This window comes from Streptomyces sp. 11-1-2, assembly GCF_003595545.1.
GTDB lineage: Bacteria > Actinomycetota > Actinomycetes > Streptomycetales > Streptomycetaceae > Streptomyces > Streptomyces hygroscopicus_B.
The window spans coordinates 3,220,642-3,244,850 of the sequence record NZ_CP022545.1 but is presented as its reverse complement, the minus strand read 5'-3'; the positions used below and the strand labels follow the sequence as shown (position 1 = coordinate 3,244,850).

Genomic DNA, 24,209 nt, shown 5'->3' with positions numbered 1-24,209 from the left:
TGAGGGCGCCTCCGCCCGGTGAGGGCGCCCTCGGACAGGCCTCTCTGGTACGCCGTTCCAAGTTGGTATGACGTTCCAATGTTGGAACAACGCTCCAGGCATGTCAAAATCGCGGCATGGCAACGCGGACGCGCCGGTCACAGCGGCGCACAGAGGCGCTCTCCCGGGAGCGCATCGTCGAGGCCGCCGTTGAGCTGCTCGACGCGGCCGGTGAGGGCGGGCTGACGTTCCGGGCGCTGACCGAGCGCCTCGCCACCGGGCCCGGGGCGATCTATTGGCATGTGGCGAACAAGAGCGAGCTGCTCGATGCCGTGACCGACGCCGTCGTCGCCGCCGCTCTGACCATCGAGCCCGCCGAGCCCGCCGAGTCCGCCGAGCCCGCCGAGTCCGCCGAGTCCGCCGAGTCCGCGGACTCGACGCAGGAGAAGATCCGCGCCGTCGCGCTCGGCCTGTTCGACGCGATCGACGAGCACCCGTGGCTTGCCACACAGCTCACCGCGCAGCTCTCCCGCAGCCCCTGGGGGCCGGTGACGCCGCGGATCCTCGAAAGCGTCGGCCGACAGGTCCGTGCGCTGGGTGTGAGCGAGGGCAGCCAGTTCACGGCAGCCTCCGCGTTGGTGCACTACATCCTCGGCGCGGCCGGCCAGAACGCCGCGAACGGCCGCGATCTCGGGCCCGACGTGGACCGCGGCGAGTTCCTCGACGCCGCGTCGAAGGCGTGGCAAGAGCTCGACCCCGACGACTACCCGTTCACCCGGGCCGTCGCGGAGCAGATGCGCGAGCACGACGACCGCGAGCAGTTCCTCGCCGGGATCGATCTCATCCTTACCGGCATCACCGCGCTCCACCTGCCCAGGGGGTAGGCGGGCACCTCATCCGTGAGCCGAGTCGGGTGAGGTGGCGTTGAGTGTGGGCCCGGGGCCGCCGGCCGGTGTCAGCGGGGCCAGATGGGCGGGTTGGTGCAGAACGCGCCGCCGAGGTTCTCGTGGTCGGGGTTGCCCGGCTCCAGCTCGCCCTGTTCGGCGATCAGCTTCGCGGCGTACGGCTCGGAGTCGTCCTGGGGCTCGTAGCCCAGGGCGCGGGCCGAGGAGAGGTCCCACCACAGGCGGGTGTTGGCCGAGCTGCCGTAGACCGCGGTGTAGCCCACGTTCTCCGCCGTAAGGGCGGCGTGGAGCAGCCGGGCGCCGTCCGCCGGGCTCATCCAGATCGACAGCATGCGGACCGTCGTCGGCTCGGGGAAGCAGGAACCGATGCGGATGGCGACCGTCTCGATGCCGTACTTGTCCCAGTAGAACGAGGCCAGGTCCTCGCCGAACGACTTCGACAGCCCGTAGAAGGTGTCGGGGCGGCGCGGGGTGTCGAGGGGGATGAGCGGGTCGTCTCCGACCGGACGCGGGGTGAAGCCCACGGCGTGGTTGCTGGAGGCGAAGACGACGCGGCGGACGCCCGCCTCGCGGGCCGCCTCGTACATGTTGTACGTGCCCTCGATGTTGGCCCGCAGGATCTTCTCGAATGGGGCTTCCAGGGAGATGCCCGCGAGATGGATGATCGCGTCGACGCCCCGCGCGGCCTCGTGCAGGGCGTCCCGGTCGGACAGATCCGCGGTGATCGCGTCCGGCTCGCCCTCGATGGGGAGCTGGTCGAGCAGCCGCAACTGGTATCCGTACGGCGGCAGCAGCTCGCGCATCAACGTGCCCATGCCGCCTGCGGCGCCGGTGAGGAGGACGGTGCGGGGAGCGGGCATGGGCGGATCTCCTCCGTGGGGGAATCACGTATGGGGTTTTTATATGTGGTTTTTATTCATGTATGCGATTCAGATTCATGGCCACCGTAGGGATCGGCGCAGGAGCCGTCAAGGGTGGCGCGGCGCCGCGGAATTCACCGCCGGGTGAGGGGTGTCACCCCGTTGGCACCCTTGACCGGTGACCGATGGCTGCCTTACGGTAAGCGTGTTCACGAATGTAGATGACGATCAGAAACGTGCACACTGCGTCGGTGGGTGACGGCGGGTCGGTGTACACGACAGGGAGAAGCCCGTGACCTCAGCTTCACTCGCCGAGCGCCTTGACGGACTGCTGTTCTTCCCCGTGACCGCTTACGGTCCCGATGGCGCCCTGGACCTGGAGATCTACCGCGCGCATGTCCGCGCCGGGATCGAAGCGGGGGCGGGCGCCGTCTTCGCGTGCTGCGGCACGGGCGAATTCCATGCCCTGACGCCGGAGGAGTTCCACGACTGCGTCGTGGCCGCCGTGGAGGAGTCCGCCGGGCGGGTCCCGGTGGTCGCGGGCGCCGGGTACGGGACCGCGCTGGCGATCCAGTACGCCAAGCTGGCCGAGCGGGCCGGTGCGGACGGGCTGCTCGCCATGCCGCCGTATCTGGTCGTGGCCGATCAGGAGGGGCTGATCCGCCACTACAGCGCCCTCGCCGGCGCGACCGACCTCGACATCATCGTCTATCAGCGGGACAACGCCGTCCTGGCCCCGGAGTCCGTGGCCCGGCTCGCCAAGGTGCCCGGCATCATCGGGCTCAAGGACGGCCTCGGCGACCTCGACCTGATGCAGCGCATCGTGAGCGCGGTGCGGGAGGGCGCCCCCGACGAGGACTTCCGCTACTTCAACGGGCTGCCGACGGCCGAGCTGACCGGCCTCGCCTACCGCGGCATCGGCGTGACGCTCTACTCCTCCGCTGTCTTCTGCTTCGTTCCCGAGGTCGCCCTCGCCTTCCACAAGGCGCTCATGACGGGCGACGACGAGACCGTCAACAAGCTGCTCGACGGCTTCTACCGGCCGCTGGTCGAGCTCCGCAACCAGGGCCGCGGCTATGCGGTGTCGCTGGTCAAGGCGGGCGTCCGGCTGCGCGGGCTGGACGTGGGCGAGGTGCGGTCGCCGCTCAGCGAGGCCAGCCCCGCCCACATCAAGGAGCTGGCCGAGCTGATCGAGCGCGGTATGGCGCTGATCGGGGACGGGGACGGGGACGGGGAGGCGCGGTGAGAGCCTCCGCCTTCGTCTACCCCTGGGACGTCGTCGGAGACCCGGACGCCGCGCGCCGCATCGCCGATCTCGGCGTCCAGCAGGTGACGCTGGCCTCCGCCTACCACTCCACCCGGGCCCTGACCCCGCGCCACCCCGACCACCGCATCGTCACCGCCCGCCACGCGGCCGTGCTCTACCCGCCGGACGCCGAGCGCTGGCAGGGGCGCGAGCTGCGCCCGTACGAGCAGTCGTGGGTGGCGGGCGACGACCCGTACGGCGAGGCGGCAGCCGCGCTGGCCGACGCGGGTCTCGAGGTCCACGCCTGGGTGGTGCTCGCGCACAACACCCGGCTGGGCGAGGAACATCCGCGGATCGCCGTGCGCAACGCCTATGGCGACCGCTACCCGTGGGCGCCGTGCATCGCCCGCCCCGAGGTGCGCGGCTATCTGGTGGACCTGGCCGCCGAGGCGGCCGTACGGCCCGGCACCCGCGGCACCGAGCTGGAGTCCTGCGGCTGGTACGGGCTCGCCCATCTGCACGCCCACGACAAGATCGGCGGGGTGCCGCTGGGCGGCGCCGGCCAGTATCTGATGTCGCTGTGCTTCTGCGAGAGCTGCGGCGCGGGCTATGCGGAACTCGGGGCCGACGCCGAGGAGCTGCGCCAGGCGGTCGTGCGCGCCCTGCGGCCGGTGTGGACGGGTGAGACGACCGCGGACGGCGGTGACCGCGCGGGGGAGTGGGCCGAGGTCGAGAAGCTGCTCGGCGCTGACCACGCCGCGCTCTTCGCGGCCTGGCGCAACCGGGTCGCCAGCAGTCTGCGGGGTGAGGCCGTGGCCGCCGTAAGGAGCGCGGCGGAAGCGGACTTCCGGGTTCTGCTGCACGCCGACCCGGCCCCGCACCGGCTCGGCGCCAACGTCGGCGTGGACCCGGCCGATGTGCTGGCCCAGGCCGACGGGGTCGTGCTGCCCTGCACAGGGGGCGAGGCAGCGCGCTCCGCGGTCCTGCCGCCCTTCGTCCCGCACCGGACCGAACGGACCGTGCTCGCCGCCAACTTCACGGTGGTGACGGGGATGGGCGGCAGCCCGGCGACACTGGCCGAGGACGCGGCCCACGCGGTGGAGCTTGGCGCCGACGAACTCCGCCTGTATCACGCGGGTCTGGCCTCGGACCAGGACCTCGCGGCCGTCCGCACGGCCCTCGCCGAGCTGAGCTGAACTGAGGCGACGAGCCGTAGTGGAAGCCTTGGCCGAAGCCTCCCCTGCTCAGGCCGGGTGGGCGACGGCTTCGTGCTCGATCCGCAGAAGGACACCCGGCCGGTACGCGTCGTGGGGGGAGCCGGTGTCCGGGCCGGTGAGCTTCTTGGTCACGCGTCCGCGGGCGACGATGCCCGCCAGCCGGTGCTCGGGGTCGAGCAGGGCGGAGAGGTCCTCGGCCGGGTTGCCGTCGACGACCAGCAGGTCGGCATAGGCTCCCGGGGCCACGGTCCCGATCTGGCCGGTCATCCGCAGCAGTGCGGCGGCGGTGGTGGTGGCGGAGCGGCCGGATCGGCCCACGCCGATGGTTATGCCGTCCTGGGTGAGCCGGTCGCCGGCTGATCGGCTGGGATCTGCTGCTGGAGTACACGGAGATCGTGCTGGGCAGGCAGGCAGGCGGGAGGGCAGGCGGGCGAGGCCGGTGACGGCGCTCCCCGCCCGGTCCGCGGCTGAGCCGACAGGGCACACGTCGATGCGGGCCCGTATGGAGCGGGCCCGCACCGACCGTCGAAGGTCTTAGCCGACGGATTCCGTACGACCGGCCCAGATGCCGCGGCTGTGGGCGAGGTGACTGCGCATCAGCTCCACCGCGCGCTCGCCCTCCCCTGCCTCGATGGCGTCCACCAGTGCGATGTGTTCTTCGCCGGACCGGGTCAGCTCGCCCTGCTCCGCCAGCTTCTGCAGCCCCTGCATGCGAGCCTGGTCGCGCAGTTGCGCGACCATGGTCACCAGGCGGCCGTTGCCCAGCAGCTCCAGCAGGCCGAGGTGGAACTGCCGGTCCTTGTCCAGAAAGGTGGCCAGATCCCCTTCCCTGGCCGCCGCTGTGATCTCCTCCGCGCGCCGCCGGAACCGCGGCACCGGCGCCCCGTCCAGCACCTGGACGACATCCGCCATCGCCGGCGCCTCCAGCAGCGTGCGGATACGGAAGATCTCGTCCAGGTCGTGCTCGCTGAGGACGGGCACCCTGAAGCCGCGGTTGCGGATGACCTCCACCATGCCGCGATTGGCCAGATCCATCACCGCCTCACGCACCGGCGTGATGGACACCCCGAGCTCCTCGGCAAGGCTGATGACGCTGCGTACCTCCCCGGGCTCGATCCGTCCGAGCACGATCCGGGTGCGCAACTCCTCCAGGGCCAGCTCACGCAGGCTGACCGCTTTCAGGGGGCCGGTGGAGGTACTGGCTGAGGCGGGGCTGGAATCGGTCACACCTCATACATAACACGACGCCGCCCTCCCCCCAGCCAGCCGGGAAGAGGTAAGGTGTAATACCTTACTGGTCGGTCCGCTCTCCCGCGATACGGCGGAGAGCCCTTGTATAAAGATTCGGAGCCCCATGCAGACCATGACCGTCGGCCCCCGCGAGATCCGCGAAGCCGTCACCATGCGCGAGGCCATTGACGCGGTGCGCGGCGGCTTCATCGATCTGGCCGCGGGCGGCTTCGAGATGCCGACCCGCACCGCCCTGCGCGACGGCCGGTTCCTGGTGATGTCCGCGCATCACCGCGCCACCGCCTCCGCCATGATCAAGACGCTGAGCCTGAACTTCGACCGCGCGCCCGCCATCGCCGGCACCGTCGTGTGGAGCGAGACCGGTCGCGTCGACAGCCTGGTCGCCGATGCCGGAGCGGTCACCACCTTGCGCACCGGGGCCGCCGTCGGGGCCGCTACCGACCTCCTCGCTCCCGCGGACGCCAGTCGGCTGACCATCATCGGAGCGGGCGGGCAGGCCCCCGACCAGGTTCGTGCCGTCCACACCGTGCGCCCCCTGCGGGAGCTGACCGTGGTGGACGCCGACCCCCGCCGCGCCGAAGCCCTCGCCGAGACCCTCGCCCCGGAGCTGACCGGCGCGCACATCCGCACCGCCGCCGAGGCCGAGGCCGCGGTGGGCGACGCCGAGATCGTCTGCTGCGCCACCAACGCGACCAGTCCGCTCTTCGCCGAAGCGGCCCTGCCCGCCCAGGTCCACGTCAACGCCATCGGCGCCTTCCGTCCGACCATGCGCGAGCTGCCCGACGAACTCCTCGCCAGCAGCACCGTGATCATCGACGAGCTGGAGGCGATCCTCGAGGAGTCCGGCGAGATCCTCCACGCCCTCGAATCGGGCGCCATCACCCGGGACGACCTCACCGAACTCGGTGCCGCCCTGTCCGCCCCCGAACCGCCGCGCGGCAAGCGGACCGTATTCAAGACTGTCGGCGTCGCCATGCAGGACTGGGCCATCGCCCGCCTGCTGGCCGACAAGTTCCTGCCCTGAACGGCGACCGGGCCAGATCCAGCACGGGCAGCTCGGCGGCACCGCCTGCGTGAGCCGCGGGTGCGCGGGGCCCCCTGTGCCCGGCGCGGTTCAGGCGGGACGAACGGACCAGCCACGGCCATCTCTCCCGCCGCCGACCGGAGTTCATGCCCGGGGCCCGCCGCTCTTCTCTTGTGGCGGGTTTCCGGGACGGGTCGGCGGGTTATCGGAAGCGCGACACCTTGTGGCATCGCCACGATCGAAGGGTGTCGACGAAACGGAACACCCCACATCGCAGAGCCATCGCGCTGATGTCCCTGGGCCACGCCTGCGTGGACATCTACCAAGGAGCGGTGGCCGCGCTGGTGCCGTACTTCGTCTGCGAGCGGGCCTACAGCTACGCCGCCGCCTCCGGTGTCGTGCTGGCGGCCTCGCTGCTGTCGTCCGTGGTGCAGCCGCTGTTCGGGGCGCTCACCGACCGGTGGGCCATGCCGTGGCTGCTGCCGGTGAGCACGCTGGTGGGCGGAGCCGGAGTGGCGCTGAGCGGGGTCACCGGCTCCTACGCGCTGACCCTGGTGGTGGTCGCCGTCTCCGGGATCGGCGTCGCCGCGTACCACCCCGAGTCCACCCGGGTGGCCCGGCTGGCCAGCAGGGGCAGCCACACCGCGATGAGCTGGTTCTCCCTCGGCGGCAACATCGGCTTCGCCGCCGCGCCGCTCGCGGTCGCCGCCGTCATCGCCACCGGCGGCCTGCGCGCCTCCCCGCTGCTGGCCGTCCCCGCCGTCGCCGGAGCGGCCCTGTGCGCGGCCACGCTACGGGTACTCAGGGCCCCCGGCGCGGCGACCGGGTCCGCGCGGACGAGCCGTGGGGGAGACGGAAGGGACGACTGGCCCTCGTTCCTCCGGTTGTCCGGGGCCATCATGTGCCGCTCGATCGTCTTCGTCGGGCTGAGCGCGTTCATCTCGCTCTATGTGCGCGAGCGCGTCGGCGGAGGCGAACTGGCCGGTACGGCCGCCCTGTTCGTGCTCTATGTCGGCGGCGCGGCGGGCACGGTGGCCGGAGGCGGGCTCGCCACCCGCTACGGCCGTATCCCGGTCGTCCAGTGGTCCTACGCCCTGACCGTCCTCGCCGTCGCGGGCGTCGTCCTCGTCCCCGGCCCGGCGCTCTACCTCTGCGTGGCGCTCGCCTCGGCCGGGCTGTACGTGCCCTTCTCCCTGCACATCACGCTCGGCCAGGACTATCTGCCCCGCCGCGTGGGCACCGCGAGCGGCGTCACGCTGGGTCTTACCGTCAGCGTCGGCGGCCTCGCGAGCCCCCTCATCGGCACCCTCGCCGACGCCACGACCCTGCGCACCGCTCTCGCCCCCCTGATCGCCCTCCCCGCCCTCGGCTGGCTCCTCCTGCGCACCCTGCACGAGCCCGCCCTCCCGGAAGCCCTCACCGGCCACCCCCACCCGACGGAGGCCGAGGCACCCGAGCGGGCATAGGGGCGGCGGACGGCGGTCCTTGGGCCTCGGCGCCGTCGGTCTCGGGCGGCGCCGCCCACCCCGCGTCCCGCATCATCCGCCCCACCGTCTCCGCCAGCGCGCTCGTCGCCGGGATCACCGTCTCGCCCCCGCCCGGCAGCAGGTCCAGCGGCCGGTACCAGTCGCGCATCTCCGGCTCGCCGTACTCGTCCGCCTGCGGTTTGGTGGCGTGCCGCCGCAGCGTCTCGGCGAACGGGACGTCGAGGTAGTAGGCGTGGGTGCGGCCCTGGTGGTCGCGGCACAGGGCGTCCAGCATCGGGCCGTAGTGCGCGGCGTAGAGGATGCCCTCGACCACGGCGTGGAAGCCGTGGTCGAGGGCGTAGCGGGCCACGGTGTCGATGAGGCCGATGTTCGCCGCGTCCGGGGTGTCCCGCTCCCGCAGCACGACCCGGCGCAGATTGTCCTGGCCCACCAGTGCGAGGCCGCGTCCGTAGCGGGCGCGCAGCTCGGCGGCGACGGAGGACTTGCCGGACGCGGAGTTGCCGCGCAGCACGATCAGCCGCGTCGTCGCGGAACCCACCCTCATCCGGGCCACGCTAGCGGCGTCGGCGGCGAGTTGCGGGGCGTGTGCGGGCGATTGCCCGCCGTGCGCGAATTTTTGCCAGAACCGTTGACGAAGCCCTGGGGCCGCCCTAACTTCATCGCGTCGTACTTCATACGTCATATATGAGACGCGATATGTGAGATCTGAGAGCAGCCATGGACATCGCCCCGAGCCCGATCCCCTCCCGCACCCAGTACGTGCTGGAGGCGGTCAAGCACGCGATTCTCACCGGGCGGCTGCGCCCCGGACAGGCGTTGGTGGAGGCCGAGTTGGCCGCGCAGTTCGGGGTGTCCAAGACGCCCGTACGGGAGGCGCTCAAGACTCTCGCGGGGCGGGGGCTCGTGGTGATGAGCGAGTACAAGGGGGCCACCGTCAGGACCGTCGACACCGCGATGGCGCACGCCGTCTACGATGTGCGGCTGCTCCTGGAGCCCGAGGCGCTGCGCCGGACCGTCGCCGCGCGGGCCGGGCTGGAGGCCGCCGGGGCCGCGCTGGAGCGGTCGGACGCGGCTGACGATCCGGCCGGGCGGTCGCTGGCCAACCGCGACTTCCACCGGGCGCTCTATCTGCCCTGCGGCAACCCCCTGCTGACCCGGATGCTCGACGAACTGCGGGACCAGGCCGCGCTGGTGTCCGCCGTCGCCTGGCAGGCGGTGCCCTCCTGGGAGCAGGAGGCCCATGAGCACCGGGAGATCCTGGCCCGCGCGCTCGGCGGCGACGCCGACGGGGCGGGCCGCGCCCTGCACGACCACATCGCCTCCTTTGTCCAGCGCGCCTTCCCGGACCGGGAGTGTCCGGACGGGGAGTACCCGGACGGGGCGTAGCACCCGGCGGCCCCGGTCGCCGACCCCAGCACCATCCGAACAGCTCGCCCGATGCCGAACATCGAGAGAAAGGGTTCGTATGGACTACTCACCGCTGAGGACGGCGCTCGCGGATGTCGTGGCGATCCCGGTGACTCCGTACGACGTCGATGGCGCCGTGGACCGCACCGCCTACCGCGCCCTGCTGCGCCGGCTCCTCGACGGCGGGGTCAAGGCCGTCACCCCGAACGGCAACACCGGGGAGTTCTACGCCCTCACCCTCGAAGAGCGGCGGCTGGTCACCGAGCTGACCGTCGAGGAGGCCGCAGGGCGGGCCGCCGTCCTCGTCGGCGTCGGCCATGACGCGGCCACCGCCGTCGAGGCCGCCCGCCACGCCCGCGCGGCCGGGGCCGACATGGTGATGGTCCATCAGCCGGTGCATCCGTACGTCGCCCAGGACGGCTGGATCGACTACCACCGCACCATCGCCGAGGCCGTCCCCGAGCTGGGCGTGGTGCCGTATCTGCGCAATCCGCTGATCGAGGGCGCGGCGATCGCCCGGCTCGGCGAGGAGTGCCCCCAGGTCATCGGGGTCAAGTACGCGGTCCACGACGCCACCCGCTTCGCGGCCGTCGCGCGCGACGCCGGGCTGGACCGGTTCGTCTGGGTGGCCGGGCTCGCCGAGCTGTACGCGCCCTCCTACTGGGCGGTCGGCGCCACCGGCTTCACCTCGGGCCTGGTCAACGTGGCCCCCAACGTCTCGCTCAACATGCTGGGCGCGCTGCGCGCGGGGGACTATCCGGGTGCGATGAAGGTGTGGGAACAGATCCGGCGGTTCGAGGACCTCAGAGCCGAGCGGCAGTCCGCCAACAACGTCACGGTCGTCAAGGAAGCGCTTGCCGCGATGGGCCTGTGCCGCCGCGATGTGCGCGCCCCGAGCAAGCCGCTGCCCGAGCCGAGGCGCGCGGAAGTCGCCGCGATCGTCGAGGGGTGGTCGGTATGAGCGCCCGTCCCAGCGATGCGGGCACCCCGCCGAGACCGCGCAAGCGCCCCGAGGAGCTGCGCAGCCACCAGTGGTACGGCACCGAGGGCCTGCGCTCCTTCAGCCACCGTGCCCGCACCCGCCAGCTCGGCTATCTCCCCGAGGAGCACCTCGGCAAGCCGGTCATCGCGATCCTCAACACCTGGAGCGACATCAATCCCTGCCACGTCCACTTGCGCGACCGCGCCCAGGCGGTCAAGCGCGGGGTCTGGCAGGCGGGCGGCTTCCCCCTGGAGTTCCCGGTCTCCACGCTCTCCGAGACCTTCCAGAAGCCCACCCCCATGCTCTACCGCAACCTCCTCGCCATGGAGACCGAGGAACTTGCCCGCTCCTATCCGGTCGACGGCGCCGTACTGCTGGGCGGCTGCGACAAGTCCACCCCGGCGCTGCTGATGGGCGCGGCCAGCGCCGACCTTCCGGCGGTCTTCGTCCCGGCCGGACCGATGCTGCCGGGGCACTGGCGCAACGAGGTGCTGGGTTCGGGCACCGACATGTGGAAGTACTGGGACGACAAGCGGGCCGGGCTGATCGGCGACTGCGAGCTGTCCGAGCTGGAGCGGGGGCTGGCCCGTTCGCCCGGCCACTGCATGACGATGGGCACCGCCTCCACGCTGACGGCCGCCGCCGAGGCACTGGGCGTGACCGTCCCCGGCGCCTCGTCCATCCCGGCCGTGGACTCCGGGCACGACCGGATGGCCGCCGCCGCCGGATTACGCGTGGTCGAGCTGGTCTGGCAGGACCTCAGGCTCTCGGAGATCCTCACCCGGGAGGCGTACGAGGACGCGGTCGCGACCGTGCTCGCCCTCGGCGGCTCCACCAACGCGGTGATCCATCTGATCGCCATGGCGGGCCGGTCCGGGGTGCGGCTCACCCTCGACGACTTCGACCGCATCGCCCGTACCGTCCCCGTGCTCGCCGATCTGCGGCCCGGCGGCCGGTATCTGATGGAGGACTTCCACTTCGCCGGCGGGCTCCCGGGCTTCCTCTCCCGGCTGACGGACGTTCTGCACCTGGACCGCCCCACCGTCGCCCACCCCACGCTGCGCGAACAGCTCGACGGCGCCCTGGTACACAACCCCGAGGTGATCCGGCCCCGCGACAACCCGCTGGCCGAGGAGGGCGGAGTGGCGGTGCTGCGCGGCAATCTGTGCCCCGACGGCGCGGTCATCAAGCACATCGCGGCCGAGCCCCGGCTGCTGAAACACACCGGCCCCGCCGTGGTCTTCGACGACTACAAGACGATGCAGGCCACCATCAACGACCCCGGTCTCGGCATCACCGAGGACAGTGTGCTGGTGCTGCGCAACGCCGGTCCGCTCGGCGGCCCCGGAATGCCCGAGTACGGGATGCTGCCGATCCCCGACCATCTGCTCAAGCAGGGGGTGCGGGACATGGTGCGGATATCCGACGCCCGGATGAGCGGCACCAGTTACGGGGCCTGTGTGCTGCACATCGCGCCCGAGTCGTATGTGGGCGGCCCGCTCGCCCTCGTCCGCGACGGCGATCAGATCACCCTCGACGTGGCGGCGCGGGTGCTGCGGCTGGAGGTGGACGACGCCGAGCTGGCGCGGCGCCGGGCGGGGTGGACGGCCCCGCCGCCCCGCTACGAGCGCGGCTACGGCGCGCTCTACCAGGACCAGATGACCCAGGCGGACACCGGCTGCGACTTCCGCTTCCTGGCCCGCCCCGGGGCGGTGCCCGAACCCTACGCGGGCTGACGCCACCTCCTCAGCGCCAAATTTTTTTGTACGAGATACCGAACGACATTCGGTAAGCGCTTCACGGAAGCGCTTCACCGACCCGTACACCGTCGACTCCGAGAACGGAGAAGCAGTCATGGCCGACGCCGTGGCGAAACCGCCCCGGGTCACCCGGCGCCGTACGGGAGGACCGGCCCGCCGCCTCCCGTACCTGCTGATCGCCCCCGCCGGGCTGCTGATGCTGGGCTTCATCGCCTATCCGATGCTCAGCGTCCTCTACTACAGCCTGCGGAACTACAACGTCACCAAGCCCTGGCGGAACGGCTACGCGGGCTTCGGCAACTTCACCCGGATCCTCACCGACGACCCGCAGTTCTGGGACACGCTCGTCTTCAGCGGCAAATGGGTCGTCACCGAGGTGCTGCTGCAGCTCCTGCTCGGCCTCGCGCTCGCCCTGCTGGTCCACCAGACCTTCCTCGGCCGCGGCCTCGCCCGCGCCCTGGTCTTCTCGCCCTGGGCCGTGTCCGGGGTGCTGACCACCACCATCTGGATGCTGCTCTACAACCCCTCGACCGGCATCAGCCGCTATCTCGCGGACGCCGGGATCGGCACGTACGGCACCTCGGTGCTCTCCGACACCGGAACCGTCTTCTGGGCCGCCGTCGTCGCCGAACTCTGGCGCGGCGTCCCGTTCTTCGCGATCCTCATCCTCGCCGACCTGCAGTCCATCCCCCAGGACCTCTACGAGGCGGCCTCCGTCGACGGCGCGGGCCGGGCGCGGCGGTTCTTCCACATCACCCTGCCGCATCTGAAGGACGCGATCATCCTCTCCACGCTGCTGCGCGGCGTATGGGAGTTCAACAACGTCGATCTGCTCTACACCCTCACCGGCGGCGGACCGGCCGGGCAGACCACCACCCTTCCGCTGTACGTCGCCAACACCGGGATCAACGGACATGACTTCGGCTACGCCTCCGCGCTGACCACCGTCGCCTTCGTGATCCTCCTCTTCTGCTCGATCCTCTATCTGCGCCTGAGCAAGTTCGGAGGCGAGACCAAGTGACCGCCGCACTCGCCGAGCAGGGCACCCGGCCCGCCCCCGCGGCCGCCCCGCCGCCCACCGCCCGCGGGAAGCGCCGGCGCGGGCTCGACCAGGGCGTACCGCGCTGGCAGATCTATCTGCCGCTGTGCCTGTATCTGCTGTTCACCCTCGTCCCCTTCTACTGGATGCTGCTGTTCGCGCTGCGCCCCGCGGGCTCGAACGCGCTGGTGCCCTGGCCGATCACCGGTGAGCACTTCCAGAAGGTGTGGAACGAGCGCAGCTTCGGGATCTTCTTCCAGAACAGCATGATCGTCGGCGTCGCCTCGCTGGTGATGACGACAGCGGTCGCGCTGGCCGGCGGCTATGCCCTCGCGCGCTTCGACTTCCGGCTCAAAAAGGGCTTCATGCTGGCGCTGCTGGCCTCGCAGTTCATCCCGGGCGCGCTGATGCTGGTACCGCTCTTCGAGATCTTCAAGAACCTGCAGATGATCAACTCGCTGGGGAGCGTGGTCATCGCGGAGACGGTCTTCCAGCTACCCCTGTCGATCATCCTCATCAGCGGCTTCATCAAGAACGTGCCGGTGTCGCTCGAGGAACAGGCGTGGGTCGACGGCTGCGGCCGCTTCCGGGCCTTCTGCGCGGTGGTGCTGCCGCTGCTGCGCCCCGGGCTGATCGCGGTCGGCTCCTTCGCCTTCGTACACAGCTGGAACCACTTCCTGTTCGCGCTGATGTTCCTCAGCTCCCAGGACAAGCAGACCATCCCGGTCGGCCTCAACACTCTCATCGGCGCGGACAGCGTCGACCTGGGCGCGCTCGCGGCGGGCGGGGTGATCGCCGCGGTGCCCGTCGTCATCGTCTTCGCCTTCATCCAGAAATGGCTGATCACCGGCTTCAGCGCGGGGGCGGTCAAGGGCTGACCGAAACGGTCGGCGGCACAACGTATGCGGACAAGGAGGTCCGAGCATGGGCATGGCGCACCCCCGGGGACGAGGGGAAGCCCCGGCCGACGAACCGATACCCGTCGTCCTCGCGGGCGCCCGAGGCCATGGGCGCTGGCATCTGGACAACATCCGCCGACTGGCCGTCGCAGGAACGGTCCGGCTCGCCGGGGTGTGCGAACTTCGGCCGCTCACCCGGGAGGAGCTGGGCGACCGGCTCGGCGAGCCCGAGCAGTCCGCCGACCTGGCCGGACTCGTGGCCCGGACCGGCGCCCGGATCGCCGTCGTCTGCACCCCGATCCACACCCACGCCGACCTCGCCCTCGCCGCCGCCGAACGCGGTGCGCACCTTCTGCTGGAGAAGCCGCCCACACCCTCGTACGCCGAATTCGCCCGGATGAGCGAAGGACTGCGCGGCCACGGAACCGTCTGCCAGATCGGCTTCCAGTCGCTCGGCTCCCACGCCCTGCCCGCCATCCGGAACATCGTCGCCGACGGCCGCATAGGGGCGATCCGCGGCATCGGCGCGGCCGGGGCATGGGCCCGCGACGAGGACTACTACGCCCGCGCCCCGTGGGCCGGACACCGCACCCTCGACGGCCGAGACGTCGTCGACGGCGTCCTCACCAACCCCCTCGCCCACGCCGTCGCCACCGCCCTGCACCTCGGCGGCGCCGACCGGGCCGAGGACGTGGCCGGTATCGAGCTGGAGCTGTACCGGGCCAACGCCATCGAGGCCGACGACACCTCCTGCGTACGGATCCGCACCAGCCGCGGTACCACCGTCGCCGCCGCCGTCACCCTGTGCGCGGAGGAGCCCGGTGAGCCGTATGTGGTCCTCCACGGCGACCGGGGGCGGATCACCTTCTGGTACAAGCTGGACCGGGTCCGCGTCGAACGCGACGGAGCGCCGCCCGAGACCACCGATCACGCGCGCACCGATCTGCTGGACAACCTCGTCGCCCATCTGCGCGACGGCACCGAACTGCTCGTCCCACCGGACCGCACCGGCGCGTTCATGCGCGTCGTCGAGGCGGTCCGCACCGCCCCCGCACCGGTCCCGCTGCCCGCCGACGCCTGGCGCACCGAGCCCGGTGCGGGCGTCGCCTCGCGAGCCGCCAAGCGGCGCGTGGTGACCGGCATCGACCGACTGGTCACCGCCGGCGCCGAGCGCCTCGCCCTGTACTCGGAACTGCGCGCCCCCTGGGCCGCACGCCCCGCGGAGGTCCCGCACCCATGACACCCCTGACCCCCTCCAACCCGCTGACCCCCTCCCTCACCCGCCGTCCCCCCTGCACCGTGCTGCGTCATGAGAACCGGGTCGTCGGGTCGTATGTGCACCGCCCCCAACTGCCCGGCATGCTCGCGCCGCGCCCGTATCTGCACCCCGTGCGCACCCTCGGCGGCGTCACCGTCACCGGGCTGCGGCCCACCGAGGATCCGGCCCATCTGGGTGTGTCCATGGCCATCCCGGAGGTGGCCGGATACGACTTCCGGGGCGGCCAGGGCCGCCTGGACCACCAGGGCCGCCTGGACCACATGGGGAGCCAGCGCCATCTGAGCTGGCTGCTGCGCGATCCCGATGGCTTCGTGGAGGAGCTGTCATGGGCGGTCGGCGGGCGGCAACTGCTGCTGGAGCGGCGCACGGTGGCCGTACGGTCCCTGGGAACGGCGTGCTGGGCGCTGGACTTCACCTCCGCCCTCACCAATGTGACAGGTCAGGAGCTCGCCATCGGCGGGGCGGGCCACACAGGCGGCTTCTTCTGGCGCGTCCCGCGGCGCCCCGAGCCCGCGCAGGTCTTCAGCGCCGACGGCGAGGGCGCGGCGGCGGTGCACGGACGGCCCGCGGACTGGCTGGCGCTGGCCACCGACGAGTGGACGCTGGTCTTCGCCGGCGCGACCGGCGACACCCGGGCCGACCCGTGGTGCGTGCGCACCGGGGAACACGCGGGCGTCGGCTCGTCCCTCGCCTCGGACCGGCCACTGCCCCTCGCCCCCGCCGACACGGTCACCCGACGCATCGTCACCGCGATAACCGACGGCCGCCTGCCCCGCCCAACCGCAGCCCGCCTGGCAGCCCAACTCTCCGACAGGGGAGCGGCCGTATGAGCAACAGGTTGTGGGCAATCGTTCCTCCCCCAGCTACCGCTGGGAGGTGCCCCCTGGCGGAACGGGTGGGCACAACCGGCCCGCACACGGCCACCGTCCTAGCCAAGGCGGCGCGACCTCAAGACCAGCAACCGCAAGGGAACCCACGAGGAGACGGACGCACACCATGACCCCACGCACCCGCAGAGCACCCCACATCGCAACCGCCCTAGCGGCATTGCTCGCCCTGACCGCCACGGCTTGCGGCGACGACGGCTCGACCACCGGCGAGGAGGGTTCCGGCAAGGGCACCATCACCTTCTGGGACAACAACGGCGGCCCCCGCACCAAGGTCTGGAAGCGGATCATCGCCAAGTTCGAGGACAAGTACCCCGACATCACGGTCAAGTACGTCCCGATCCCGATCACCAACGTGCAGTCGAAGTACGACACCGCCATCCAGAGCGGCGGCGACAGCCTGCCCGACGTCGGCGGCGTGGGCACCGCGTATCTGGCCAATCTGGTGGCCCAGGGCGCCCTCGACCCCGTGACCGACCGCATCGACGACAGCGCCCTCAAGGGCAAGCTGATCAAGAACATGGTCGACAGCGTCCGCGCGGCCGGCGGGGAGGGCCAGGAGCTGTACTCCGTCCCGACCTCCGCCAACCAGGGCACCCTCTGGTACCGCACCGACCTCTTCAAGGCGGCGAAGCTGCCGGCACCGGACAGCTGGGGGAGGTTCTACAAGGCGGCCGACGAGCTGACCGACAAGGGCGGGAACAAGTTCGGCTTCACCCTGCGCGGCGGCGCGGGCTCGATCGCCCAGGCGCTGGACATGATGTACGCCCAGTCCGGCATCGCGTCCTTCTGGGACGGCGACAAGACCACCCTCAACGACCCCAGGAACGTCGCGGCGCTCGAGAAGTACATCGCCCTCTTCAAGAAGGTCACGCCCGCCGCGGACCTCAACAACGACTTCGCCAAGATGGTCGCCCAGTTCGACCAGGGCGACATCGGGATGCTGCAGCACAACCTCGGCAGCTATGTCGACCACGTACGGCTGCTCGGCAAGGAGAAGATCGCGGGCATACCGCTGCCGCCCTCCCGGGCCGGGGCGGCGCGCACCATCGTCTCCAATCCGGTCGACGGCCTCGGGCTGTTCAAGGCGAGCAAGAACAAGGCGGCGGCCTGGAAGTTCATCGAGTTCGCGGCCTCGCCGGAGATGAACAGCCTCTGGAACGAGGACGTGGGCGCGATCCCCGCCAACGTCGGTGCCGCGGACGACGACTGGATCGCCGAGGCCCCGCCGACCAAGGCCGCGCTGGAGTCGCTCAACGATCCGCGGACCAAGGTCGTCCAGCTGCCGTACTACCTCCCGGACTGGAACAACATCAGCAAGGCCGACAACGAGCCCGGCTTCCAGAAGGTGCTGCTCGGCCGGATGACCGCCAAGGCGTTCTGCGACAAGGTCGCGGACGAGCTCAACGCGGCACAGGCGGACTGGAAGAAGCACCAGGGCTAGCCGCGCTCGATCACCACGTCGCTCCACGGGCCCCGGGCCCGCGGGCCTCTATGAACCCCATGTATACGTTGCGTGTATAGTGCTCGCAGTTTATGCCGCCAACAGTACGCAGTTGTATGTCTGTTGGCGGCATTGCGGCCACTAATGACAACAAAAAGACTTCGGGGATATCAATGGGGCGAAAAGGTCGAATATCCGGACTGCTCGTGAGTGCCGTCTGTCTGACGCTGGGTCTCACCGGCTGCGGCGCGTCCTACGACACCACCTCACCGCGCAGCGCCCGGGAGCACGCGGTGAAGGACGCCGGGCTCGCGACACCGGCCGCCTCGAAGCCGGACGTGCTGAAGAAGGGCGACGGGGCGAACGGCTCGGTCGACTGCTCCCGCGCCAAATGCGTCGCCCTCACCTTCGACGCGGGCCCCAGCGAGAACACGCCCCGGCTGCTGAAGATCCTCAAGCGCGAGAAGGTCCACGCGACCTTCTTCATGCTCGGCAAGAAGCACATCGACAAACGCCCCGACCTGGTGCGCCGCATCGCGGACGAGGGGCATGAGCTGGCCAACCACACCTGGTCGCACAAGATCCTGACCAAGAGCGACGACGACGAGGTCCGCTCGGAGATCACCCGTGTCCAAAGCGCCGTCAAGAAGCTCACCGGCCGTACGCCGCTGCTGATGCGGCCGCCGCAGGGGCGTACCGACGAGCGGGTCTCCAAGATCTGCCGGGAGCTGGGCGTGGCGCAGGTGCTGTGGAGCGTGACGGCGAAGGACTATCAGACGACCGACTCCGCGCTGATCGAGAAGCGGGTGATGGAGCAGACGAAGCGCGACGGGGTCATCCTGCTGCACGACATCTACAAGGGCACGGTGCCGGCGGTGCCGGGGATCCTGGCGAAGCTGAAGAAGGACGGCTATACGGTGGTGACGGTCTCCCAGCTGATGGCCCCGGCCACCCCGGAACCGGGCAAGGTCTATCGCCCATGAGGCAACAGAGCAACAGGACCTCCCGCTTCCGAACATCCTCGGCCACAGAACGATCAAGTCTTGTCGCAAGCTATCGCGAGGCGATCGGAATTTCGTAGTCTAAGAATCCTCGGGTGCCCGGCAACCTAATCTGGACTGGCGGCAACTACGACATGGGACGGGCCGGCCCAGATCCTCCGGCCCGTTCTCTCGACGCGGAACAGGAGTTGCCATGGGGCTGAGGCGAAAGCGGGGCCGCCACCGTCGCCGTAAGGACCGCACGCTGCCGTTGGGCAGCGCCGTGATCGTGGCGTCGGCCGTGGCCGGGGTGTATCTGACGGCTTCCCCGGAGGGCGCGAGCGCCGTGCCCACCACCGTGTACGTGGCCACCAATGGCAGCGACGGCGACAGCGGCACCCTCAAGTCCCCCTACCGCAGCCTCGAAAAGGCGGTATCGGCCGCCAAGGCGGGCACCACCATCGAGGTGCGCGGCGGCACGTACTACCCCGCCAGGACGCTGCGCAGCTCCGTCAGCGGCACCTCCCGCGAGCGCGTCCAACTGCGGCCCTACAGGGCGGAGAAGGTCCGGCTCGACGGCTCCCGGCTGGGCGAGGGCTCCTCCCTGGTCTCCCTCAGCGCCGACTACTGGACGGTCTCCGGGATCGAGCTGCGCAACGCCCCGGGCGGCGGCCTGGTCTGCACCTCCTGTGCGAGAAACGTCTTCCAGAACCTCAGCACCCACGGCAACGGCGACACCGGACTGACCCTCCGCGGCGACGACACCAACGGCAACGTCATCCGGAACCTGGACTCCTACGGCAACCACGACGACGCCACCGGCGGCCAGCGAGCCGACGGCATGGCCCTCACCCACGGCTCCGGCACCGGCAACGTGGTCACCGGATCCCGGCTGTTCCGCAACAGCGACGACGGCCTCGACCTGTGGATGTGGGCGAGCCCCGTCACCATCGAGCACTCCTGGGCGTTCGAAAACGGCCGGAACCGCTGGCACATCCCCTACTTCAAGGGCGACGGCAGCGGCTTCCAACTCGGCGCCGACCGCCGCGGTGCCCCCTCGCCCGCCCATGTCGTACGGACCTCAGCCGCCTGGGCCAACACCAAGAGCGGCTTCGAGGCGGGCGGCAACACCGGAGCCCTCCATCTCCAGCGCACCACGGCCTTCGGCAACTGGGGCAAGGGCTACTCCTTCGGCGGCTCCCGCGCCCTTCTGACCCGCAACCTCGCGGTCTCCAACGGCCGCGGCAGCGCCGACACCGGGCGCCTCGCCGACTCCCGGGACAACAGCTGGACGCCGGGCGGCCCGGCCAACCCGCCGCTGGTCACCACCGACCCCACCACGGCCCTCGGCTCCCGGCGGCAGGACGGCTCCCTTCCGGTCACCAGCTTCCTCGTGGTCATGGACCGTACCGAGGTCGGCTCGACGATGAACTGAAACCCCGGGGATCCGGGGCTCCCCCGGGAGCCGTCCCGCCCCGTCAGCTGTGGCCCATGACGGGGCGCGGGCGGTAGGGGGCCTCCAGGCGCGCCACCTCCGCCTCGTCGAGCGTCAGCCCGACCGCCGCGACCGCGTCCTCCAGATGGCCGATCTTCGTGGCCCCGACGATCGGCGCGGTGACCGCGGGCCTGCCGAGCAGCCACGCCAGCGCGACCCGCGCGGGGGACACCCCGCGCTTCTCGGCGATCTCGCGGGTGGCGTCGAGTATGGAGAACTCCGCGTCCGCGTACCACTTCTCCACCAGCGGATCGTTGCCCGCCCGGACGGTGGTCCCGGTGCGGTCCCGGTCGCGGGTGCCCGCCAGCAGCCCGCGCGCCAGCGGGCTCCAGGGGATGACACCGACGCCCTGGTCCAGGCAGAGCGGGTTCATCTCCCGCTCCTCCTCCCGGTAGAGCAGGTTGTAGTGGTTCTGCATGGAGACGAACCGGGTCCAGCCGTGCGCCTCGGCCGTGTGCTGGGCCTTGGCGAACTGCCAGGCGTACATGGAGGACGCGCCGATGTACCGGGCCTTTCCGGCCCGCACCACGTCGTGGAGCGCCTCCATCGTCTCCTCGATGGGCGTCCCGGCGTCGAAGCGGTGGATCTGATAGAGATCCACATGGTCGGTGCCCAGCCGCCGCAGCGAGGCGTCGATGCCCGCCAGGATGTGCTTACGGGACAGCCCGCGGTCGTTGGGTCCCTCTCCCATCGGGGAGTAGACCTTCGTGGCGAGGACATAGTCGTCGCGGCCGGGGAAGAGCTCCCGCAGCAGCTCGCCGGTGATCTCCTCGCTCCGGCCCAACGAGTACATGTCGGCGGTGTCGAAGAAGGTCACCCCCTCCTCGACCGCGCGCCGCACGATCGGCCGCGCGTCGTCGATGTCCAGCTGCCAGGGCCGGTGTTCGGGGCTGCCGTAGCTCATCATGCCCAGGCAGATCCGCGACACCTTGATGCCCGACGCGCCCAGCCGTGCGTACTCCATGCGCCTGCTCCTCCCGCCCATCCGTCCGTTCGGCCGACCCGTCACAGCAGACCACCCCGGCCGCCGGATGTCAGCCCGGTGTGACGAAACCGCTCTCGTACGCGGCGATCACCGCCTGGGTGCGGTCCCGCACCCCCAACTTGGTGAGCACCGCCCCCACATGCGTCTTGACCGTGGCCGGTCCCACCGCCATCCGGGCCGCGATCTCGGAGTTGGACAGCCCGTCGGTCATCAGCCGCAGTACCACGGCCTCCCGCTCGGAGAGCCGGTCGCGCAGCGCCCGCGCGCTCGATTCGCGGTCCGGGCCGCGGGCGGCGGCGTGCTCGGCGGCCAGCGCCCGCACCGCGGCCGGGAACAGCAGCGAATCGCTGCGCGCCACCAGCCGCACCGCCTGCATCAGGTCCTCCGCACGGGCCCGCTTGAGCAGAAAGCCGCTGGCCCCGGCGCGCAGCGCGTCGTACACATAGCTGTCGTTCTCGAACGTCGTCACCACGATGACGCGCGGCGGGTCCGCCATGGTGCTCAGGATCCGCTCGGTGGCGCGGATGCCGTCGACATCGGGCATCCGGACGTCCATCAGCACGACGTCCGGGCGCAGTTCACGGACCACCGGAACGGCCTCGGCGCCGCTTCCGGCCTCGCCGACGACCTCCAGGTCCGGTTCGCTGGAGAGGATCGCGCGCAGCGCGGTGCGCACCATCCGCTCGTCGTCGACGAGCACGATGCGCAGCGGGGACGGCGGGGCGCTCATCGGGGACGGCGGGGTGCTCATCGGGACGCCTCCAGCGGGAGCCGGACCGTCAGCCGCCAGACGCCGTCCACGGTGTCCCACGCACAGGTGCCGCGCAGCAGGGTGGCCCGCTCGGCGATGCCGCGCAACCCGCGGCCGCCGCCGGTGGGGCGTGCCCGGGTGGCTCCGTTCACCGGGTTCTCCATCGTGATCTCCACCTTCTTCGGGTCCTCGGCGATCCGGAGCCGCACCGGCACCCGGCCCGCGTGGCGCAGCGCGTTGCTGAGCCCCTCCTGGACGATGCGGTACGCCTCGCGGGAGACGACGGGCGGCAGCCGGTCCAGCGGGCCCGGGGCCGTCAGCTCGACGGCGACGCCCGCGGCCCGGGTGCGGGCCAGCAGCCCGTCCAGATCCATCAGGGTGGGGGAGGGGGCGGGGGCCGGACGGTCCTCACCTTCCCGCAACAGGCCCAGCACGCTGTCGAGTTCGCCGACCGCGTCCCGGGTGGTCTCCTCGATGGCCGCCAGCGCCTCCCGGGCGAAGTCCGGATCGGTGTCGAGGACCTTACGGGCCGCGCTCGCCTGGAGGGTCACCGCGCTCAGCGCATGGCCGACCGAGTCGTGCAGCTCGCGGGCGAGCCGGTTGCGGGCGGCCAGCCGGGTGGCCCGCTGCTCGGCGGCGGCGAGCCGCTCGGCGGGGGCCGGGCCGAGCAGCGCGGGCGCACAACGGGCCAGCAGCGCCCCGGCGGCCGCGGCGATCCCCATGATCACACCCAGCAGCAGCACCCCGGCCAAGGGCGCCAGCGCGTGGGGGGCCGAGGCGAAGGCGTGCGGCCAGCCCTCGTCGGCGTACGAACCGTCGGTGAACGGCAGGGCGATCAGCAGTGCCGAGGCGGGCAGCAGGGACAGGGTGAGCCCGCTGACCAGCCCGCCGATGGCCAGATGCAGCCCGTACCAGAGCAAGGTGCGGGCGCGCGCGTCCCACGACCCGGCGGGCCCGGCCGCGAGCTCCGCGGACTCCGGAAGCCCGCACAGCGAGCGTGCGGCGGTGGCCTCCAGGGGGCGTACGAGCGGGAGCAGCGCGGTCGGCACGGCCAGCGGCAGGGCCGAGGCGAAGGTGCCCAGCTGCCACGGCAGGGAGGTGAAGGGATCGGCGTCCTGGACGAGCATCGCGAAGACGACGGCGGTCAGCAGGTAGTACGGCATCAACAGGGCGCCGCCGAGCACCAGATGGACCCAGCGCAGCTGGGCCCGGCGGCCGGTCACCGCACGGACCGCCCGCCGCCACCACGCCCCGGTCACGGGGCCCGGTGCGCTGCCGCGTGCCCGGCGGCGCCGCGCTCGCGGAAGAAGCGGCCGCCGACCGTGAGGACGAGCAATCCGACGGTCATCTGCACAGCGTAGGTCAGATTCATCGGCGCGGTCGGCTCCTTGGCGGCGTTCTGGGCGGTCAGCCCGGCCAGGAGGAGCCAGCCGCCCCAGCAGGCGAGCGCCGCGGAGCCGACGCAGGTCAGGCCCAGCGGCACGGCGAGGCGCACCGGACGCCCGACGCGGAAGGCGAGCATCAGCACGCCGAGGGCGGTGATGAGCGCGAACAGGACGTAGGTGCCCTCAAGGACGGAGAAGTCGCTGCCGCGGTCCTGGGCCCGGTACCGGTTCAGCCCGGCGTCCGCCCCCGCGGCCCACAGCAGATGGACGGCGGCGGGTACCGCGGTGAGCAGGGCGATCACGACGGCGGCCGGGCGCCCGGTGGCACGGTCCGCCCCCCGGGCGGGCAGATCGGCGATCCGGCCGCGCCACAGATGGCCCCAGCGGCGGCGGGCGTACAGCACGAACAGGCCCCCCAGGGCCAGCCCCTGCACGATGAACCCGCCGTAGACCATCCCGAAGACCCACTCGGCCAGGAACGTCCCGCCCGACCCGGAGGACCGGCCCCCGTCCCCGCCGCCGAAGCCGAGCGCCCTGGCCGCCAACTGGGCCGGGAATCCGGCCATGATGGGCGCGAGCAGACCGCAGGCGACCCATGCGGGCAGAGCCGTCAGCCAGACCGGCGCCCGCAGCCCCCAGGGGCGGGTGAGCAGCAGGGCGAGGACGACCACGGCGGCGTCCATGAGCACCGACAGGCCGTTGACGACGACCATCAGCGTCTGCCGACTGGGGTCGCGCAGCTCGCTGCCCTCGGGCATGCCGACGTGACTGCCCGACATCCAGGCGATCTTGAGGCCGATGTACGGGAGACAGGCGAGGATCGCGACGGCCCGCAGGATCCGCCCGGCGGAGTCACCGGGGGTGCGGGCGGGTGCGGGACGCGTCCGGGAGCCGGGAAGGGTGTGGGTCATGGTCACCAGCCTCGCGGCGCGGCGGGCGCCGCGCCT

General features: G+C 71.5%; 23 protein-coding genes. 15 read left to right on the top strand and 8 right to left on the bottom strand.

Annotated features, from left to right (window positions below; translation table 11 throughout):
• The first annotated feature begins 116 nt into the window (after nucleotides 1-116).
• Entirely contained in the window at nucleotides 117-863 is a 747-nt protein-coding gene (locus tag CGL27_RS13625; RefSeq protein WP_119986898.1) for a TetR/AcrR family transcriptional regulator C-terminal domain-containing protein, read from the top strand.
• A 71-nt stretch (nucleotides 864-934) separates the two neighbouring features.
• On the opposite strand, the gene CGL27_RS13620 is transcribed toward CGL27_RS13625, so the two are convergent.
• On the bottom strand, nucleotides 935-1,744 hold the full coding sequence (locus CGL27_RS13620; RefSeq protein ID WP_119986896.1) for an NAD(P)-dependent oxidoreductase: 810 nt from the start codon (nucleotides 1,742-1,744) through the stop codon (nucleotides 935-937).
• 292 nt (nucleotides 1,745-2,036) lie between these two features.
• Here CGL27_RS13620 and CGL27_RS13615 point away from each other — a divergent pair, with 292 nt between their 5' ends.
• Nucleotides 2,037-2,990: a 5-dehydro-4-deoxyglucarate dehydratase gene (locus tag CGL27_RS13615; RefSeq protein ID WP_119986894.1), complete on the top strand. Its 954-nt coding sequence runs from the start codon at nucleotides 2,037-2,039 to the stop codon at nucleotides 2,988-2,990.
• Nucleotides 2,987-4,186 carry a hypothetical protein gene (locus CGL27_RS13610; RefSeq protein ID WP_119986892.1) on the top strand — a complete coding sequence of 400 codons (1,200 nt, stop codon included), beginning with the start codon at nucleotides 2,987-2,989 and terminating at the stop codon, nucleotides 4,184-4,186. Before CGL27_RS13615 ends, CGL27_RS13610 begins: the two co-directional genes overlap by 4 nt.
• 48 nt (nucleotides 4,187-4,234) lie before the next feature.
• Here CGL27_RS13610 and CGL27_RS13605 read toward each other — a convergent pair whose 3' ends face one another.
• Together CGL27_RS13605 and CGL27_RS13600 are read right to left on the bottom strand one after the other, a co-directional pair.
• Nucleotides 4,235-4,525, bottom strand: a complete 291-nt coding sequence (locus tag CGL27_RS13605) for an amidohydrolase family protein (RefSeq protein ID WP_240450490.1) — start codon at nucleotides 4,523-4,525, stop codon at nucleotides 4,235-4,237.
• 216 nt (nucleotides 4,526-4,741) lie between these two features.
• On the bottom strand, nucleotides 4,742-5,434 hold the full coding sequence (locus CGL27_RS13600) for a GntR family transcriptional regulator (RefSeq protein ID WP_119986891.1): 693 nt from the start codon (nucleotides 5,432-5,434) through the stop codon (nucleotides 4,742-4,744).
• A gap of 127 nt (nucleotides 5,435-5,561) precedes the next feature.
• Here CGL27_RS13600 and CGL27_RS13595 point away from each other — a divergent pair, with 127 nt between their 5' ends.
• Nucleotides 5,562-6,482, top strand: coding sequence for an ornithine cyclodeaminase family protein (locus CGL27_RS13595; RefSeq protein WP_078640776.1), 921 nt, complete (start codon nucleotides 5,562-5,564; stop codon nucleotides 6,480-6,482).
• Between the two features lie 290 nt (nucleotides 6,483-6,772).
• Nucleotides 6,773-7,948: an MFS transporter gene (locus CGL27_RS13590; protein WP_119986889.1), complete on the top strand. Its 1,176-nt coding sequence runs from the start codon at nucleotides 6,773-6,775 to the stop codon at nucleotides 7,946-7,948.
• Here the strand turns inward: CGL27_RS13590 and CGL27_RS13585 are convergent.
• Nucleotides 7,899-8,513 (bottom strand): kinase, encoded by a 615-nt coding sequence (locus tag CGL27_RS13585; RefSeq protein ID WP_240450489.1) that lies wholly within the window; start codon nucleotides 8,511-8,513, stop codon nucleotides 7,899-7,901. The genes CGL27_RS13590 and CGL27_RS13585 overlap by 50 nt on opposite strands.
• A gap of 173 nt (nucleotides 8,514-8,686) precedes the next feature.
• Between CGL27_RS13585 and CGL27_RS13580 the strand changes: the two genes are divergently transcribed.
• From CGL27_RS13580 to CGL27_RS13535, 10 genes are all read left to right on the top strand, one after another.
• Nucleotides 8,687-9,355 carry a GntR family transcriptional regulator gene (locus CGL27_RS13580; RefSeq protein WP_119986887.1) on the top strand — a complete coding sequence of 223 codons (669 nt, stop codon included), beginning with the start codon at nucleotides 8,687-8,689 and terminating at the stop codon, nucleotides 9,353-9,355.
• A gap of 79 nt (nucleotides 9,356-9,434) precedes the next feature.
• Nucleotides 9,435-10,337, top strand: a complete 903-nt coding sequence (locus tag CGL27_RS13575; RefSeq protein WP_119986885.1) for a dihydrodipicolinate synthase family protein — start codon at nucleotides 9,435-9,437, stop codon at nucleotides 10,335-10,337.
• The gene (gene araD / locus CGL27_RS13570) at nucleotides 10,334-12,094 is read left to right on the top strand and encodes an L-arabinonate dehydratase (RefSeq protein ID WP_078640772.1); all 1,761 of its coding nucleotides are present in this window, start codon (nucleotides 10,334-10,336) and stop codon (nucleotides 12,092-12,094) included. Before CGL27_RS13575 ends, araD begins: the two co-directional genes overlap by 4 nt.
• Nucleotides 12,095-12,212: 118 nt before the next feature.
• Nucleotides 12,213-13,139: a sugar ABC transporter permease gene (locus CGL27_RS13565; RefSeq protein WP_119986883.1), complete on the top strand. Its 927-nt coding sequence runs from the start codon at nucleotides 12,213-12,215 to the stop codon at nucleotides 13,137-13,139.
• Nucleotides 13,136-14,035: a carbohydrate ABC transporter permease gene (locus CGL27_RS13560; RefSeq protein WP_078640770.1), complete on the top strand. Its 900-nt coding sequence runs from the start codon at nucleotides 13,136-13,138 to the stop codon at nucleotides 14,033-14,035. Before CGL27_RS13565 ends, CGL27_RS13560 begins: the two co-directional genes overlap by 4 nt.
• Nucleotides 14,036-14,081: 46 nt before the next feature.
• Nucleotides 14,082-15,296, top strand: coding sequence for a Gfo/Idh/MocA family oxidoreductase (locus CGL27_RS13555; RefSeq protein WP_119986881.1), 1,215 nt, complete (start codon nucleotides 14,082-14,084; stop codon nucleotides 15,294-15,296).
• Nucleotides 15,293-16,165, top strand: coding sequence for a PmoA family protein (locus CGL27_RS13550; protein ID WP_119986879.1), 873 nt, complete (start codon nucleotides 15,293-15,295; stop codon nucleotides 16,163-16,165). The genes CGL27_RS13555 and CGL27_RS13550 overlap by 4 nt, the downstream gene beginning before the upstream one ends.
• Before the next feature lie 166 nt (nucleotides 16,166-16,331).
• Nucleotides 16,332-17,666, top strand: coding sequence for a sugar ABC transporter substrate-binding protein (locus tag CGL27_RS13545; RefSeq protein ID WP_119986877.1), 1,335 nt, complete (start codon nucleotides 16,332-16,334; stop codon nucleotides 17,664-17,666).
• Between the two features lie 173 nt (nucleotides 17,667-17,839).
• Nucleotides 17,840-18,649 carry a polysaccharide deacetylase family protein gene (locus CGL27_RS13540; protein ID WP_119986875.1) on the top strand — a complete coding sequence of 270 codons (810 nt, stop codon included), beginning with the start codon at nucleotides 17,840-17,842 and terminating at the stop codon, nucleotides 18,647-18,649.
• A 211-nt stretch (nucleotides 18,650-18,860) separates the two neighbouring features.
• Complete coding sequence (locus tag CGL27_RS13535) at nucleotides 18,861-20,081, top strand: right-handed parallel beta-helix repeat-containing protein (RefSeq protein ID WP_078640765.1); 1,221 nt, start codon at nucleotides 18,861-18,863, stop codon at nucleotides 20,079-20,081.
• A 43-nt stretch (nucleotides 20,082-20,124) separates the two neighbouring features.
• On the opposite strand, the gene CGL27_RS13530 is transcribed toward CGL27_RS13535, so the two are convergent.
• The 4 genes from CGL27_RS13530 to CGL27_RS13515 form a co-directional block, all read right to left on the bottom strand.
• Nucleotides 20,125-21,105, bottom strand: coding sequence for an aldo/keto reductase (locus CGL27_RS13530; protein ID WP_119986873.1), 981 nt, complete (start codon nucleotides 21,103-21,105; stop codon nucleotides 20,125-20,127).
• Between the two features lie 70 nt (nucleotides 21,106-21,175).
• Nucleotides 21,176-21,877 (bottom strand): response regulator transcription factor, encoded by a 702-nt coding sequence (locus CGL27_RS13525; protein WP_240450488.1) that lies wholly within the window; start codon nucleotides 21,875-21,877, stop codon nucleotides 21,176-21,178.
• Nucleotides 21,874-23,136, bottom strand: coding sequence for a histidine kinase (locus CGL27_RS13520; RefSeq protein ID WP_119986872.1), 1,263 nt, complete (start codon nucleotides 23,134-23,136; stop codon nucleotides 21,874-21,876). The genes CGL27_RS13525 and CGL27_RS13520 overlap by 4 nt, the downstream gene beginning before the upstream one ends.
• Complete coding sequence (locus CGL27_RS13515; protein ID WP_240450487.1) at nucleotides 23,133-24,173, bottom strand: hypothetical protein; 1,041 nt, start codon at nucleotides 24,171-24,173, stop codon at nucleotides 23,133-23,135. Before CGL27_RS13515 ends, CGL27_RS13520 begins: the two co-directional genes overlap by 4 nt.
• Between the last annotated feature and the right edge of the window lie 36 nt (nucleotides 24,174-24,209).